We start from the raw sequence: 15,346 nt of genomic DNA, 5'->3' as shown, positions 1-15,346 counted from the left end.
GTCGAGCTGATCGCGCCGATCGCGATGGAAGACGGCCTGCGCTTCGCCATCCGCGAAGGCGGCCGCACGGTCGGCGCCGGCGTGGTGTCGAAGATCATCGAGTAAGTCGAACGGCTCCGCCGTTCGACTGGCGGGTGGCAGGCGGTTCCGCAACGCGGAGCTGCCGGGACCCCGCCCCGGGAAAACCGGGCGCTTCGGCCAAAGGTGCGTGGAGACCACGCACCCTACCGCCAGGCTCCCCGGACGAGACCAAGGGCCGGATCACTCCGGCCCTTTTTCCATCTGCTGTCCTGCCCGGCCCTGCGGCGTCCTGATCGTCTAGCGTCTATCGGGTGGCGGGGCGAATTGCCGGGGAAATGCAGCTTTTCCCTTGCCTCGGGCTCCGGCGCCTAGTATGGCGCGCGAGTTCGCGGCAGCGAAACAGGGGCGGGATGATTCCCGCCTTTTGGGTTCGATGAGGGTCGGCGATGAGCGCCTGTCCTCCTCTCAACTCCAACGCCTTAAGAAAAAGGCAGATTCTATGCAAAGCCAAAACATCCGTATTCGGCTGAAGGCGTTCGATTACCGTGTGCTGGACGCCAGCACGCAGGAAATCGTGAACACCGCCAAGCGGACGGGCGCCACCGTGCGCGGCCCGATCCCCTTGCCGAACAAGATCGAAAAATTCACCGTTCTGCGCGGTCCCCACGTGGACAAGAAATCCCGCGACCAGTTCGAGATCCGCACCCACAAGCGGCTCCTGGATATCGTCGATCCGACCCCGCAAACCGTTGACGCGCTCATGAAACTCGACCTCGCCGCCGGCGTTGATGTCGAGATCAAGCTGCAGTCGTAAGGCCGGAGGGTAGAAAACATGCGTTCCGGAATCATCGCAAAGAAACTGGGGATGACCCGTCTTTTCATGGAAGACGGCAAGCAGATCCCCGTCACCGTGCTGCAACTGGACAAGCTCCAGGTTGTTGCACAGCGCACCAAGGACAAGGACGGCTACACCGCCGTTCAGCTGGGCGCCGGTACTGCCAAGGTCAAGCGGGTGAGCGCGCCGATGCGCGGCCATTTCGCAGCCTCCAAGGTGGAACCCAAGCGCAAATTGGCCGAGTTCCGCGTGACCGAAGACTGCCTGATCGAAGTAGGCGCCGAAATCTCGGCCGAACACTTCCTGATGGGTCAGAAGGTCGACGTGTCGGGAACCTCGATCGGTAAGGGCTTCCAGGGTGCCATGAAGCGGCACAACTTCGGCGGCCTGCGTGCATCGCACGGCGTGTCGATCAGCCACCGTTCGCACGGCTCCACCGGCCAGTGTCAGGATCCGGGCAAGGTCTTCAAAGGCAAGAAGATGGCCGGCCACATGGGTGCTGCACGGGTGACCACGCAGAACCTCGAAGTGGTCAAGACCGATGCCGATCGCGGCCTGATCATGATCAAGGGCGCTGTCCCGGGATCGAAGGGCGGCTGGGTCACGGTCAAGGATGCAGTGAAGAAGAAACTCCCGGACGGTCTGCCGACCCCGGCGGCGCTGAAAGGTGCTTCGGCACCGGTGGCTGACGCTCCGGTTCAAGACGCGCCCGCGGAAGGGGGTGAAGCATGAAACTCGACGTAATCACGCTCGACGGCGGCAAGGCCGGCGATATCGAGCTCGACGCCGAACTGTTCGGTCTCGAGCCGCGCGCCGACATCCTGCACCGCGTCGTCCGCTGGCAGCGCAACAATGCGCAGGCCGGCACGCACAAGGTGAAGACGCGCTCGGAAGTGTCGTACTCCACGAAGAAGATCTATCGCCAGAAGGGCACGGGCGGCGCACGCCACGGCTCGCGCAAGGCGCCGATCTTCCGCAAGGGCGGCATCTACAAGGGTCCGACGCCCCGCAGTCACGGTCATGACCTGCCCAAGAAGTTCCGCAAGCTGGGCCTGAAGCACGCGCTTTCGGCCAAGGCCAAGGCGGGCGAACTGGTGGTGATCGACGGGATCGAGACCGAAGGCAAGACGGCCGCGCTGGCAAAACAGGTCAAGAACCTGGGCTGGAAGCGCGCGCTGATCATCGACGGTGCGGCAGTGAACGAAGCGTTCCTGCAGGCGTCGCGCAACATCGAAGGGCTCGACGTGCTGCCCAGCATGGGGGCCAACGTTTACGACATCCTGCGTCGCGACACCCTGGTGCTCACGAAGGCCGGTGTCCAAGCCCTGGAGGAGCGTCTGAAATGAGCGCGAAACCGGAACATTACGACGTGATCCGCAAGCCGATCATCACGGAAAAGGCGACGATGGCGTCGGAAGCCAACGCCGTTGTCTTCGAAGTTGCCATCGACAGCTCGAAGCCCCAGATCCGCGACGCGGTCGAGGCGCTGTTCGGCGTGAAGGTGAAAGCCGTCAACACGTCGATCACCAAGGGCAAGGTCAAGCGTTTCCGCGGCCAGCCCGGCCGTCGGAAGGACGTGAAGAAAGCCTATGTGACGCTGGAAGAGGGCAACACGATCGACGTGACCACCGGTCTCTGAGATCCGCCCAGGCGTAAACAGACGGAAGGCCCTGCCGGCAACGGTGGGGCCTTTTGCGTTTCCGGGCGGGCGTTCCGCCGCGGGGTCGCACGGCCGCGTCTTTGGTATCGCCGTTACTCGGACCGGGCTATAGTGCGCGGACAGGCGCCGGTTGGGCGCGTAACCGGGATACGAGGTGCAGCATGGAAGACGGTTTTGGGATCTTTCACATTTTTTGGTCGATCTTCTGGCTTTTCCTGATGATCGCCTGGTTCTGGGTGCTGATTTCGGTCGTGGCCGACATCTTCCGCTCCAAGGACCTGTCCGGGGTGGCCAAGGCCGCCTGGGTTGCTTTCGTCATCCTGCTGCCATGGCTTGGTGTGCTGGCCTACCTGATCCTCCGCGGTGGCAAGATGGAGGAGCACAAGATCGAGTTCCAGCAGCAGCTTGAGACCGCGCAGAAGGATTACATCCGCTCGGTCGCCAGCGTGTCGGCCGCGGACGAGATCGAGCGTCTGGCCAAGCTGAAAGAGGGCGGCCACCTGTCCGAAGAAGAATTCCAGGTCCAGAAGGCCAAGGTGCTGGGCGGCTGAGGCGAACCGGACCTCGGGCGGGGATGTCCCGCCCGGCCACTCAAAAGAGGGCGCTGCCCCCGCCCGAGCCTGCGGCTCGGACTCTCCCGGAGTATTTCAGGAAGAGAAGAAAAGGCGAGCTCGCCCTGCTTCTTCTCTTCGGAAATACTCCCGCCGGAGGCGTCCGACGGGAATGCCGGGCACACCCTCCGATCTGACGTGTTCCGCATGGCCATTGCGGCACTTTCCTTTGGCACCTTGCCGGGCGGTCACAGGAATGTGCGGCTGGGTGGTGTTTGCCGAAACGCCCGCACGCTCTATCCTCAATGCAACGACTGTCCAGGTCAGGTGCCCGATCCTCTGCTTGTGAAGATGGAGAAGACGTCCATGCATTCCCCTTTCTACAACCGCCGTTCCTTTTTGATCTCCGGTGCCGCTGCGGCGGCCGCCGCTTCGTCCGGGATCACGCCCGCGCTGGCGCAAAGCTGGACACCGACCGCAACGATGCGGGGCGGGTCCAACAATTACGCTCCCGGGGCGCCGCTGGTCGACCGGCTGGGCCGCGGCTTCTGGGTGTCGGGCACCGTGCGCCGGGCCGGAGACGGGGCGCCGTTGAAGAACGTGCGTATCCAGATCTGGGCGGCCACGACCCTTGGTGGCGAACGCGAGCCGCGCAACCATGGCAGCGTGCTGACCGGCCCGGACGGCCGTTACGAACTGGAGATGGAGCAGATCGTGCCGAATTTCGGCCAGCCCCATGCGCATCTGGCCTATGACGACGGGACCTTCCGCACCGTTTTCCTGCGTCCTGTGATGTCGAGCGCGCGGGACACGTCCGTGCAGGCGGATTTCGTGCTGGCCCCGGCCTGATCCCATGCCCTTCGGCAAGGGCCGCGGGCGGGCGGTGCTGATCTGGCTGGCCGTGCTTGGCCTGATGATCGTGCCCGCAGCGCTCGCGGCGGCGAGCCCGTTTCTGGCCTATCGTGATGCGCCCTATATCGCTGGCGGCTTCGCAGGCATCCTTGCGCTGGCGCTGTTGCTGCCGAAGCCGTTGATGGCGGCGGGCTGGTTGCCGGGGCTCGAGGGGCCGCGTGGTCGTCGCTGGCACCGATGGGTCGGTGCGCTTCTGGTGGCCTGCGTGGTCGTGCATGTGGGCGGGCTCTTTGTTGCCAGTCCACCCGATACGCTTGACGCGTTGCTGCTTGTCTCGCCCACGCCGTTTTCCGTCTATGGCGTGACGGCCATGTGGGCGGTGCTGCTTACGGCGCTATTGGTCGCCCTGCGGCGGCGTCTGGGCCTGCGTCCGGTGGTGTGGAACGTCCTGCACAATGCGCTGGCGCTGGTCGTGGTTGTGGCGACCGTGGTCCATGCGGTGCAGATCCAGGGCGCGATGGAGATTGTGTCGAAATGGGTGCTGTGCCTTGCCGTGATCGCAGTGAGCGTTGCCGTGCTGTTCGATCTTCGGATACGCAAGGCGTTGCGGCGGCGGTAGCGGGCAGGGCGGGCTTTAGCCTCTGGACCTCACCCGGACCATCTGCTAGGTCCCGCCAATCACAAGGCCCCGGATTCGTTCCGGGGCCACTTGTTTTGGTCTGGTTACGGTGCGTGGAGACCACGCACCCTACGGCAGGACCCACCGGCGGCCCGAAACGGGCACCGTTCCACCGGGGACCTTCGGGGCCCTATACATCGGCAGAGGACCACCCGTCCCGCGCCGCAAACATAGGGTGGCTCAAGCCGCCCAACGCTAAACGGAAGACAGAAAGCATGGCACTCAAGTCGTATAAGCCGACGACGCCGGGCCAGCGCGGGCTGGTGCTGATCGACCGTTCGGAGCTGTACAAAGGACGCCCCGTCAAGGCCCTCACCGAGGGTCTGACTGGCAAGGGCGGCCGGAACAACACCGGACGGATCACGATGCGCCGCCGCGGCGGGGGCGTCAAACGCCTCTATCGGATCGTCGATTTCAAACGCAGGAAGATTGATGCGCCGGCCACGGTCGAACGCATCGAATACGACCCCAACCGGACCGCCTTCATCGCGCTGATCAAGTACGCGGACGGCGAACAGTCGTATATCCTGGCACCGCAGCGCATGGCCGTCGGCGATACCGTCGTGTCCAGCGCCAAGGCAGACATCAAGCCGGGCAACGCGATGCCGTTCTCGGGCATGCCGATCGGTACCATTGTCCACAACATCGAGATGAAGCCCGGCAAGGGCGGCCAGATCGCACGTGCTGCCGGCACCTATGCGCAATTCGTGGGCCGCGATGGCGGCTACGCGCAGATCCGCCTGTCTTCGGGCGAACTGCGGCTCGTGCGCCAGGAATGCATGGCCACGGTCGGTGCCGTCTCGAACCCCGACAACTCGAACCAGAACATGGGTAAAGCGGGCCGCATGCGTCACAAGGGCAAGCGTCCTTCTGTCCGCGGTGTCGTCATGAACCCGATCGATCACCCGCACGGCGGTGGTGAAGGCCGGACCTCGGGCGGTCGTCACCCGGTGACGCCGTGGGGCAAGCCCACAAAAGGTGCCAAGACGCGCAATCGCAAGAAGGCGTCTTCGTCGCTCATCATCCGTTCGCGGCACGCCAAGAAGAAAGGGCGCTAAAACATGTCTCGCTCTGTTTGGAAGGGCCCTTTCGTCGATGCTTACGTGCTTAAGAAAGCCGAAGCTGCGCGCGAATCGGGCCGTAACGACGTCATCAAGATCTGGTCACGCCGGTCGACAATTCTGCCCCAGTTCGTGGGGCTGACCTTCGGCGTGTACAACGGTCACAAACACATCCCTGTCTCGGTTTCGGAAGACATGATTGGTCAGAAGTTCGGTGAATATTCGCCGACACGGACCTACTACGGTCATGCCGCCGACAAAAAAGCGAAGCGGAAATAAGCCATGGGTAAGGAAAAGAACCCCCGCCGCGTGGCAGAGAACGAAGCAATGGCGAAAACGCGCATGCTCCGGACCTCGCCGCAGAAGCTCAACCTGGTGGCAGCGATGATCCGCGGCAAGAAGGTAGAGCAGGCCCTGACGGACCTGACCTTCTCGAACAAGCGTATCGCGCTGGACGTGAAGAAATGTCTTCAGTCCGCCATCGCCAACGCCGAGAACAACCACAACCTGGACGTCGATGAACTGGTCGTCGCCGAAGCCTGGGTCGGCAAGGGCCTGGTCATGAAACGCGGTCGTCCGCGGGCGCGTGGCCGTTTCGGTCCGCTGAAGAAGCCGTTCTCGGAAATCACGATCAAGGTGCGTCAGGTCGAGGAGCAAGCCTAATGGGTCATAAAGTCAATCCGATTGGCATGCGCCTGCAGGTGAACCGCACCTGGGACAGCCGCTGGTATGCCGACACGAAGGATTACGGGGATCTTCTGCTTGAAGACGTGAAGATCCGCAAATTCATCCGCGAAGAGTGCAAGCAGGCCGGCGTTGCCCGGATCATCATCGAGCGGCCGCACAAGAAGTGCCGTGTGACGATCCACACGGCACGTCCTGGCGTTATCATCGGCCGCAAGGGCGCTGATATCGAAACCCTGCGCAAGAAGCTGGCCAGCATGACGGACAGCGAACTGCACCTGAACATCGTCGAAGTGCGCAAGCCGGAACTCGACGCCCAACTGGTGGCCGAAAGCATCGCCCAGCAGCTGGAACGTCGTGTATCGTTCCGCCGGGCCATGAAGCGGTCGGTGCAGAACGCGATGCGCATGGGCTCGCTCGGTATCCGCGTGAACGTTGCCGGCCGTCTGGGCGGCGCGGAAATCGCGCGGACGGAATGGTATCGCGAAGGCCGTGTGCCTCTGCATACGCTCCGTGCCGATATCGACTATGCCCTTGCCGAGGCGAAAACGCCCTACGGGATTATCGGGATCAAGGTCTGGCTCTTCAAGGGCGAGATCATGGAGCACGATCCGTCGGCACGTGAACGCCGCGCGCAGGAACTGCAGGACGGGCCCACCCCCCGCGGTGCTGGCGGCGGTCGCCGCGACCGTGATCGGTGAGCTGAGGAGATAAACAGATGCTTCAGCCAAAACGAACGAAATTCCGCAAGATGCACAAGGGCCGTATCCATGGCCTGGCAAAAGGCGGATCGGACCTCAACTTTGGCTCGTTTGGTCTCAAGGCCATCGAGCCCGAGCGTATCACCGCTCGTCAGATCGAAGCCGCCCGCCGGGCCATGACGCGTCACATGAAGCGTCAGGGCCGGGTCTGGATCCGGATCTTCCCCGACACTGCCGTGTCGTCGAAGCCTACCGAAGTCCGGATGGGTAAAGGTAAGGGCTCGGTCGATTTCTGGGCCGCCAAGGTCAAGCCGGGCCGGATCATGTTCGAGCTCGACGGCGTGTCGGACGAAGTCGCCCGCGAGGCCCTGCGCCTTGCAGCGATGAAGCTGCCGATCAAGACCCGCGTTGTGGTTCGCGAAGACTGGTAATCCGGCTGCGTGATCTTCACGCATCCGAAAGACCCCGAGGGGCGGCGCAAGCCGCCCCTTTTGCGTTGGGCACGTCCGCTGCGTGGTTAACCACCGTGCCGCTGCCCCTTGACGAATGCGTCGCAATGCTGCACTGAGCCCAAGTTGCTGTGCTGCAGCGTGAGTAAGCCGCGCCCGTTCGACGGGCCACCAGCGCACACGAGACCTCCGTTCCCCATCACGCAGGGTTCCAAACGCGATAGCCAGACAACGGGATACGCCCGTTTGTCGCTACGCAACCCTCCTGGCTCCGGACCTGGGGCCTCTACCGGTACGCATGTCCGAACGGGACGCGCGGCCGAAAGGACACGAATTGTTTGATTTCGATATGCTCGGCCTCCAGCCGGCACTCCACGACGCGCTGAAACGTGCGAATTTCTCCGAGCCGACGCCGATCCAGGCCAAGGCAATCCCCCTGGCGCTGGAAGGCCACGATATCCTCGGCCTTGCGCAGACTGGCACCGGCAAGACTCTGGCCTTCGGCCTTCCCCTGATCGACGGCCTGCTGGCCGACCCGGGCAAGCCCGAGCCGAAGAAGGTCAAGGCGCTGATCCTCGCTCCCACGCGGGAACTTGTGAACCAGATCGCCGAAAGCCTGCGTGACCTGACCGCCGGCACCAAGCTGCGCGTCTTCACGGTTGTCGGTGGCCAGTCCATCGGCAAGCAGATCAACTTCCTCGCGCGCGGCACCGACATCCTTGTCGCCACGCCGGGCCGCCTGATCGACCTGATGGACCGCCGCGCCGTCGACCTGAGCGACACCCGCCAGCTTGTGCTGGACGAGGCCGATCAGATGCTCGACCTGGGCTTCATCCATGCGCTGCGCAAGATCGCGCCGCGCCTTGGCACGCCGCGCCAGACGCAGCTGTTCTCGGCCACGATGCCCAAGCAGATGGAAGAACTCAGCCGCGCTTACCTGACCGACCCGCGTCGGGTGCAGGTGGCACCTCCGGGCAAGGCTGCTGACAAGGTCACGCAGTCGATCCACTTCGTGGACAAGGCCGCGAAGCCGTCGAAACTGCGCGAGATCCTGTCCCGCGACAAGGACGCGCTGACGCTGGTTTTCGCCCGCACCAAGCACGGTGCCGAAAAGCTGATGAAAGGCCTTGTCGCCGACGGCTACAACGCCGCGTCGATCCATGGCAACAAGAGCCAGGGCCAGCGGGACCGCGCCATCAAGGCGTTCCGTACGGGTGAGATCACGACGCTTGTCGCGACCGACGTCGCCGCGCGCGGGATCGACATTCCGGGCGTTGCCTACGTGATCAACTACGATCTGCCGGAAGTGCCCGACAACTACATCCACCGCATCGGCCGGACGGCCCGTGCCGGCCGCGAAGGGGAGGCGATTGCCTTCTGCTGCGGCGAGGAAGCGAACCTGCTGCGTCAGATCCAGAAGCTGATGAAGATGGATATCCCCGTCGCCTCCGGCACCGCGCCGACAGGCCCGGGTGCCGATGGACCGTCCCGTGGCAAGGGCGGCGGTCGTCCGCGCGGCCAGGGCCAGAGCCGTGGCGGCAAGCCCGGCATGTCCGGCAAGCCTTCGTCGCGCGGCAGGCGTCCGCGCAGCCGCCAGGCGGCCTGACGCTTTCCATAGCGTGGCAAGATGAATTGGCGCGGGACGGGCTTATGGCCTGTCCCGCGCTTTTCGTGTCTAGGCAGCGCTGTCTTCCAGCTTGTCGATCCAGACCTCGAATCCCTGCAGTTCATGCTTGCCGAAGCTGTGGGACAGCGGCACATCCGCCGCATCGCGCCCGCGGGCGATCAGGACACGGCCGAAGCGGACATCGTTGTTGCGCGGATCGAACGTCCACCACGTGCCGCCCAGATAGACCTCCATCCACGCCGCGAAGTCCATGGGCGGGAAGGGCGGTGTCTGGCCCACGTCGCTGACATAGCCGGTGCAGTAGCGCGCCGGGATGTTCAGGCTGCGGCAAAGCGCGACGGCCAGATGCGTGAAATCACGGCAGACGCCCACCGCTTCGTTCAGCGTCTCGACCGCCGTCCGCGTGGGCCGGGACTGGGTGTAGTCGAACCGGACGTGGTTGTGCACGAAGTCGCAGATCGCCTGCACCCTCTGCCAGCCGGGCTGGATCTGCGAGAAATTCGCCCATGCGAAGTCCGACAGCACATCGGATTCGGCATAGCGGCTGGGCAACAGGAACGCGATCGTATCGCCGGGCAGCTGGTCGACCGGATGCTGTTGAGCCTCGTGGCCGACCGGGTCGGACAATTCGTTGTCGCGGATCACGCCGTCGGTGGAAATGGTCATCTGGCCGGCCGGGGCGACCAGACGCGTACACCAGTTGCCGAAGCCGTCGCGATAGGCCTCCAGCGGCCCGGCAGGGTCGGTGACCAGCAAATCGGGCCGTTCCAGATCGCTGGCCCGTGAGTAGTGCACGTTCAGAAGAATGATCATCGGTGTCGGGGCCGGCAGGGAAAAGGTCAGCCGGCATCCCAGTTGCATGCGCATCGTCGATCTCCGGGGATCAGTGCGTCCCGCCGCAGGTGTGACCGCGCGGTCGGGATCTGGTGGCGCGCGGCGCTTACCCCCACCCAAACACCATGACCGTCGCAATGACAGGACAATCGACCGGCTGGAATTGTACGTTCACGGGAACGCCGGGTTTTCGCCCGGTGCTGCACAGACCGTTCGCACCTTGCAGAGCGGTGCGTCAGTCGTCGAACCGCCCGGTTTCCACGTTCTTACCAAGCTGGCCGGCCGGGAAGACACGACCGTTCATGACGCCCCAGATGCCGGGCGCCAGAACCTGCGCGGCGATCACCGCGCCGCCCATGTTGAAATCACCATCCGAGACGAACAGCGAAAAGGGCCGCATCGCGCCGGTCAGGACAACCGTCTTTCCCTGGGCCTTGCCATCCAGGAACCGCGCCGTTTCGCCCATCGTGCCGGTGCCGTGGGTGACGACGATTGCGTCTTCCTCGGCGCGGTCCACGGCGTCGGCAATGGCCTTCCGGTCCGCATCGTCGAAAAGCAGGCTGTCTTTCAGCATCAGCACTTCGACCTTCGGGAAATGGCACCGCGCGTTGCGCAGCAGATCGGGGATGTGCGTTTTGCCATCGGGCGCGAAGTCCAGCCCTTCGCTGCGGGTGTCGTGAACCTTGTCGATCGTGCCGCCGGTCACGATGATCCTTACATCCTTCACGGGGAGTTCTCCGTTACTGGGCTTTCGGGGCCGTTATCCCGCGCTGACCTGCAGGCGGCAGGCCGGATGTCGGGCTTGCCATATCCTGCGCATAAAGACGGCCCGCAGGGAAGAGACCGGCGGGCCGTGCCCGTCCAGTCGCCGGAAGAACTTCGGTTTCCTCCGGAGGGAAGCGCAACGGGCTGGTCGAAGACGCCTCCCTCGACCTTCCGGCGATCAGGCAGTCCCGCCGCGGTTCCATCCGCGGCCTTCACTGCCATAAAGCTCGTAGCCCGTTTCGGTCACGGCCAGCGTGTCCTCCAGCTTGACGAACCCGCGGCTTGGGTGCTGCATCGTGGTTTCGACCGACAGTACCATGCCGGCCTGCAATGGCCGGTCGGCATCGACGCCTTCATAGGTGACGGGATGGTTGGTCATCAGGAACGGCGCTTCGTGGGTGATCACGCCCATACCGTGCGCGAAGAAGTCGGTGCAATCGCGGTTGGGCTGGCGGGCAAGTTCGGCCTGGCCTGCGGTGATCACCTCCGATCCTTGCGCACCGGCCCGGACCTTCGCGAAGGCCGCCTGCTGCACGGTCTCGATCTCGGCCAGCAGGTCGGTCAGTTCGCTGTCTGGTTCGCCCAGAACACCCATCCGGCAGATGTCACCGATATAGCCTTTCAGGTTCCCACCTGAATCGATCGACAGCACCTCGCCCTCGGCCCACGCCTGATTCGACGCCGCGCGGTTGTGCGAGGCGCCAAGTGTCAGCAGACAATATTCGAACTGAAGCCCGCGGCCCGTCTCCTCGCGTCGCAGCCGGTCGATGATTTCGTGCTTGGTAGAGCCCGTGCGCGCCGCGGCGATGGTGGCCTGCATGGAGTCGGTGATCCGCTGGCTCGCCTCCTTCAGCAGCGCCAGTTCCGCCGGCGTCTTAACCGCGCGCAGACGTTCCATCAGGTCCGTGGCATCGGTCAGGGGCGCATTGGCGAACGCCGCCGTCAGCGCCTGCGCGGCATCCATCGGCAGGAAGCCGGGTTCCACACCGATCCGGGGGGAGGCGGGGCCGTGATCCTTCAGGTGGCGGATTGCTTGCGTCATCGCATCGGTGGTGCCCCAGGCGACGGGATGGAAATGCGGGGTCCAGAAGGGGTGGTTGGCGTGCTCCATCCCCTCCATCCGGTTGCCGACATAGGCCGTTCGGTCCGGCGCGCCGCGAATGTAGGCCACGACGGGCAGGTAGCGGCTGTGCCCGATGGCATCCATCGCCGAAAAGAAGATGAACCGGTAGCCGCCAAGAAGGTACTGCACGTTGTGTTTCGAGGTCGCCAGCAGCACGTCGATGCCCGCCGCCTCCATCAGCTCGTCCAGCCGGACGAAGTCGTAGGGCAGGCCTTCGGTATGGTCCAGCATCTCAGCCTCCGGCGGGGATCAGGTGGAAATCGGGTGCCTCCTTCAGAAGCTCCTCGGGGCCTGCGGGGGAATAGACCACGAAGATCTTCATTTCGGCACTGCCGGTATTCAGGGTCGAATGGAAACGGCTTTCCGGGATGAAGATGGTGCAGCCCGCGCGCACGGTTTCGGTGTGTGGGTTGCCATCCTCGTCCTCGACCATCTGTTCGCCTTCGCCTTCAAGGATGTAGATGATCTCCTCCGAGCCGGGGTGATTGTGGCGCGCGTGGCCCTGTCCGGGCGGCACGCTGACCACCGCGGCCGACATGCTGCTCGCGCCGTTCACCTTCGGGCCCAACGTCACCGAAAGCTGGCCCCAGTCGAAGCCGAAGGCATCCACGTCGCCGGGGTATTTGTAGAGGTCCTTGACGTCGGTCATCACGTATCTCCCTTGGGTGTCAGTGCCTTGAAGGCGCGTATCTGGTCGGCAATGGCGCGTTCGGCCGGCAGGCGTTCGGCCGAAGACGCGCCGTAGAAGCCATGGATGCGGCCCGCCTTGCCCAGCACGTAGGCGGCATCATCGGGCATCGAGATCGGCCCGCCATGGCACAGCAGGATCACGTCCTCGCGCACGGACCGGGCCGCGTCAGCGATGGCGTCGATCTCGCCCACGCAATCGTCCAGCGACTTGGCCGAGGTCGCACCGATGGTGCCGCCCGTCGTCACGCCCATATGCGCCACGATGATGTCAGCCCCGGCCTTTGTCATCGCCACGGCCTCGTCCGGGTTGAAGACGTAGGGCGTCGTCAGCAGATCCTGCCGGTGGGCCTCGGCGATCATGTCGACTTCCAGCCCGAAGCCCATGCCTGTTTCCTCAAAGCTCTGGCGCATGTTGCCGTCAAACAGGCCCACGGTGGGAAAATTCTGCACGCCAGAAAAGCCCATGTCCTTCAGTTCGGCCAGGAAGCGGGGCATCAGGATGAACGGGTCGGTCCCGTTCACGCCCGCCAGAACGGGCGTGTGCTTGACCACGGGCAGCACCTCGACCGCCATTTCCTTCACGATCTCGTTCGCGTTGCCATAGGCCAGCAGCCCCGCCGCCGATCCGCGCCCGGCCATGCGATAGCGGCCGGAATTGTAGATGATGATCAGGTCGATCCCGCCGGCCTCTTCGGACTTGGCCGAAAGCCCGGTGCCGGCACCTCCGCCGATGATGGGCACGCCCGCGGCGATCATTTCGTGAAAGCGGCTCAACAGGTCTTTGCGCGGAATCATGGGCATCAGTCGTCCATCAGTTCGAGGAAGGTTGCGGCGGCGGCCTTTGCGAAGGCGTCGTCGTTGATGTGGTGGGGGAGCGGCACAAGGCGGGACGTGTCGTTCAGCGTTTCGGTCAGCGCATCGAAGAGCGCGGCGTCAGCCTCCGGGTCCCAGAAATCGCCGTCTTCGGTGTCGAGGGCCGAGATTCCCTTTTCCGGGAACAGCAGCCGGACGGGGCCTTCGCATGCATTCAGCTTCTGCCCGACCCAGCGGCCGATCTCGGTGTTCTCGTCCGGCGTCGTGCGCATCAGGGTGACGTTCGGGTTGTGATGGTAGAATTGCCGGCCTTCGAAGGCCGAGGGGACGGTCTCGGGCGCCCAGAAGTTCACCATGTCGAGCGCGCCGACCGAGCCCACCCATGGCGCACCGCTGCGGGCCACCACGTCGAGCCTGTCGGGCCCGGCGGCCAGCACCCCGCCGACCAGCAGGTCCGCGATTTCGGTCGTGGTGATGTCGACAAGGCCGGACAGAACGCCCTGGCCCAGCAACCGCTCCATCGCCCGCCCGCCGGTGCCGGTGGCGTGGAAGACAAGGCAATCGTATCGGTCGCGGAGGTGTTCGCCGATGGCGGTCAGACAGGGTGTCGTGACGCCGAACATGGTCAGCCCGATGGCGGGCTTGTCGTTGGTCGCTTCGGGCGCCGGGTTGCGCACCGCGCCCAGCAGCGCCTGCGCCGCGTTGGACAGGATCACCCGGCTGAGACGGTTCAGCCCGGCGATGTCGGTGACGGAGGGGACCATCACGATGTCGGACGTGCCGACATACGGCGCGGTATCGCCCGACGCGAGGGTCGAGACCATGATCTTCGGCAACCCGTAGGGCAGTTCCTTCATGCCGGCGCACGCGATGGAGGTTCCGCCCCCGCCGCCAACCGCGATCATGGCGGTCACCTGGTCGCCGTGCCGCCGACACCATTCGGCGAAGGCCGCGCCCATGCCCGCGACCGCCGTGCCGCGGTCATCGCCGCCCAGCACGGTGGATGCGCCGTCTGGGTGGCAACCGGCGACGTCTTCAGCCGCCACATCGACCGGAATGGTCGGCTCCCGCGTGCCCAGGTCGACGATGCGCGCCGCGCTGCCGCCGGCAACGATCAGGTCGCGCAGATAGGCGAGTTCCTCGCCCTTCGTGTCGGCGGTGCCGACAACATGGATCATGCCGGACATGCCCACCTCCTCCTCCCAGAGGCCCCATGCAGATTTCGGGTTGACCGAAAATGGGACTGGAGTACCATATTGGGATGGACGTCCCAAGTCAACGAGTCGAAACGACAGACGCGCAGCCGCTGAAGGGCGCGGCGGCCCGCACCCATGCGCTGATGGTGACCACGGCGCGGGACATGATGCGGGCCGGACAATCGCCTTCCGTCAGCGAGGTGGCCGAGGCCGCCGGCGTGTCGCGTTCGACCGCCTACCGCTACTTCCCCACCCTTGCCGACATGCTGCGCGCTGTCGTGGCCGAGGCCCTGGGCCCCATCCTTGAATGGGACGACGGCACGACGGGCGAGGCGCGGGTCGATGACCTGTACCGCACCGCCTTTCCGCGGCTGTTCGAGCACGAGGCGACGTTCCGCGCTGCCCTGCGCCAGTCGCTGGATGCGGGGGCCGAGGATTCCACGCTGGGCCGGGGGCATCGCCGTGCGCTGCTGCAAAGCGCCACCCGCGATCTGGACATCGCGCCCGACGACCGCGCCCGGCTGACCCGCGCGCTGTCGCTGACCTTCGGGATCGAGGCGATGGTTGTGCTGAAGGACATCTGGGGCCTGGACGAGGACGAGGCCCTGGAAACGGCCTTGTGGGCGGCGCAGGCGATGATCGCCGCCGCGCAACGAAATGGGGGAGGGCAGTAGAGAGGCAAAATCTGGTCGGACCAAAAAGCCAGAACTGATTTGACGGGTCCCGTGGGCTCGTACCGCTGCGACCGGCCTGAAAAGCCGTGTGTAGAAGTCAATTTCATCCATAAAAAACATGGCGGAATCCG

The 15,346-nt window shown here is 64.6% G+C and carries 21 protein-coding genes; 15 read left to right on the top strand and 6 right to left on the bottom strand.

The window, feature by feature from the left end; genetic code table 11:
• From D4754_RS22935 to D4754_RS22870, 14 genes are all read left to right on the top strand, one after another.
• Nucleotides 1–105, top strand: a 105-nt coding sequence (locus tag D4754_RS22935; protein ID WP_149788994.1) for an EF-Tu C-terminal domain-related protein, incomplete at its 5' end; no start/stop codon positions are given.
• 415 nt (nt 106–520) lie between these two features.
• A complete protein-coding gene (rpsJ, locus tag D4754_RS22930; RefSeq protein ID WP_121068457.1) occupies nt 521–835 on the top strand; it encodes a 30S ribosomal protein S10 in 315 nt (104 codons plus the stop codon).
• Between the two features lie 18 nt (nt 836–853).
• Nucleotides 854–1,588: a 50S ribosomal protein L3 gene (gene rplC / locus D4754_RS22925; protein WP_121068455.1), complete on the top strand. Its 735-nt coding sequence runs from the start codon at nt 854–856 to the stop codon at nt 1,586–1,588.
• Complete coding sequence (gene rplD / locus D4754_RS22920) at nt 1,585–2,202, top strand: 50S ribosomal protein L4 (protein ID WP_121068453.1); 618 nt, start codon at nt 1,585–1,587, stop codon at nt 2,200–2,202. The genes rplC and rplD overlap by 4 nt, the downstream gene beginning before the upstream one ends.
• Nucleotides 2,199–2,495, top strand: coding sequence for a 50S ribosomal protein L23 (locus D4754_RS22915; protein WP_121068451.1), 297 nt, complete (start codon nt 2,199–2,201; stop codon nt 2,493–2,495). The genes rplD and D4754_RS22915 overlap by 4 nt, the downstream gene beginning before the upstream one ends.
• 182 nt (nt 2,496–2,677) lie before the next feature.
• A complete protein-coding gene (locus tag D4754_RS22910) occupies nt 2,678–3,067 on the top strand; it encodes an SHOCT domain-containing protein (RefSeq protein ID WP_121068449.1) in 390 nt (129 codons plus the stop codon).
• A 366-nt stretch (nt 3,068–3,433) separates the two neighbouring features.
• A complete protein-coding gene (locus tag D4754_RS22905) occupies nt 3,434–3,916 on the top strand; it encodes a peptidase associated/transthyretin-like domain-containing protein (RefSeq protein ID WP_121068464.1) in 483 nt (160 codons plus the stop codon).
• 4 nt (nt 3,917–3,920) lie between these two features.
• Nucleotides 3,921–4,538, top strand: a complete 618-nt coding sequence (locus D4754_RS22900) for a ferric reductase-like transmembrane domain-containing protein (protein ID WP_121068447.1) — start codon at nt 3,921–3,923, stop codon at nt 4,536–4,538.
• A 275-nt stretch (nt 4,539–4,813) separates the two neighbouring features.
• Nucleotides 4,814–5,656, top strand: a complete 843-nt coding sequence (gene rplB, locus D4754_RS22895) for a 50S ribosomal protein L2 (protein WP_121068445.1) — start codon at nt 4,814–4,816, stop codon at nt 5,654–5,656.
• A gap of 3 nt (nt 5,657–5,659) precedes the next feature.
• Nucleotides 5,660–5,938 carry a 30S ribosomal protein S19 gene (gene rpsS, locus D4754_RS22890; protein WP_121068443.1) on the top strand — a complete coding sequence of 93 codons (279 nt, stop codon included), beginning with the start codon at nt 5,660–5,662 and terminating at the stop codon, nt 5,936–5,938.
• A gap of 3 nt (nt 5,939–5,941) precedes the next feature.
• Nucleotides 5,942–6,322, top strand: coding sequence for a 50S ribosomal protein L22 (gene rplV / locus D4754_RS22885; RefSeq protein WP_121068441.1), 381 nt, complete (start codon nt 5,942–5,944; stop codon nt 6,320–6,322).
• Nucleotides 6,322–7,044, top strand: coding sequence for a 30S ribosomal protein S3 (rpsC, locus tag D4754_RS22880; protein WP_121068439.1), 723 nt, complete (start codon nt 6,322–6,324; stop codon nt 7,042–7,044). The genes rplV and rpsC overlap by 1 nt, the downstream gene beginning before the upstream one ends.
• A 17-nt stretch (nt 7,045–7,061) precedes the next feature.
• Entirely contained in the window at nt 7,062–7,475 is a 414-nt protein-coding gene (rplP, locus tag D4754_RS22875) for a 50S ribosomal protein L16 (protein ID WP_121068437.1), read from the top strand.
• 352 nt (nt 7,476–7,827) lie between these two features.
• Nucleotides 7,828–9,099 (top strand): DEAD/DEAH box helicase, encoded by a 1,272-nt coding sequence (locus D4754_RS22870; protein ID WP_121068435.1) that lies wholly within the window; start codon nt 7,828–7,830, stop codon nt 9,097–9,099.
• A gap of 69 nt (nt 9,100–9,168) precedes the next feature.
• Here D4754_RS22870 and D4754_RS22865 read toward each other — a convergent pair whose 3' ends face one another.
• From D4754_RS22865 to D4754_RS22840, 6 genes are all read right to left on the bottom strand, one after another.
• Entirely contained in the window at nt 9,169–9,987 is an 819-nt protein-coding gene (locus tag D4754_RS22865) for a transglutaminase-like domain-containing protein (RefSeq protein ID WP_121068432.1), read from the bottom strand.
• Between the two features lie 202 nt (nt 9,988–10,189).
• Complete coding sequence (locus D4754_RS22860) at nt 10,190–10,681, bottom strand: asparaginase domain-containing protein (protein WP_121068430.1); 492 nt, start codon at nt 10,679–10,681, stop codon at nt 10,190–10,192.
• A 216-nt stretch (nt 10,682–10,897) separates the two neighbouring features.
• On the bottom strand, nt 10,898–12,073 hold the full coding sequence (locus D4754_RS22855) for a M24 family metallopeptidase (protein WP_121068428.1): 1,176 nt from the start codon (nt 12,071–12,073) through the stop codon (nt 10,898–10,900).
• Nucleotide 12,074: 1 nt separating this feature from the next.
• Nucleotides 12,075–12,491: a cupin domain-containing protein gene (locus tag D4754_RS22850; protein WP_121068426.1), complete on the bottom strand. Its 417-nt coding sequence runs from the start codon at nt 12,489–12,491 to the stop codon at nt 12,075–12,077.
• The gene (locus D4754_RS22845) at nt 12,491–13,333 is read right to left on the bottom strand and encodes a phosphoenolpyruvate hydrolase family protein (protein WP_121068424.1); all 843 of its coding nucleotides are present in this window, start codon (nt 13,331–13,333) and stop codon (nt 12,491–12,493) included. The genes D4754_RS22850 and D4754_RS22845 overlap by 1 nt, the downstream gene beginning before the upstream one ends.
• The gene (locus tag D4754_RS22840; protein WP_205589699.1) at nt 13,333–14,532 is read right to left on the bottom strand and encodes a Tm-1-like ATP-binding domain-containing protein; all 1,200 of its coding nucleotides are present in this window, start codon (nt 14,530–14,532) and stop codon (nt 13,333–13,335) included. The genes D4754_RS22845 and D4754_RS22840 overlap by 1 nt, the downstream gene beginning before the upstream one ends.
• 74 nt (nt 14,533–14,606) lie before the next feature.
• Here D4754_RS22840 and D4754_RS22835 point away from each other — a divergent pair, with 74 nt between their 5' ends.
• A complete protein-coding gene (locus D4754_RS22835) occupies nt 14,607–15,215 on the top strand; it encodes a TetR/AcrR family transcriptional regulator (RefSeq protein WP_121068422.1) in 609 nt (202 codons plus the stop codon).
• Nucleotides 15,216–15,346 lie beyond the last annotated feature (131 nt).

It is taken from the genome of Chachezhania antarctica (genome assembly GCF_003646465.1).
Taxonomy (GTDB): Bacteria; Pseudomonadota; Alphaproteobacteria; order Rhodobacterales; family Rhodobacteraceae; genus Chachezhania; species Chachezhania antarctica.
The sequence above is the reverse complement of the archived record's forward strand: the minus strand, read 5'-3'. Positions and strand labels throughout refer to the sequence as shown.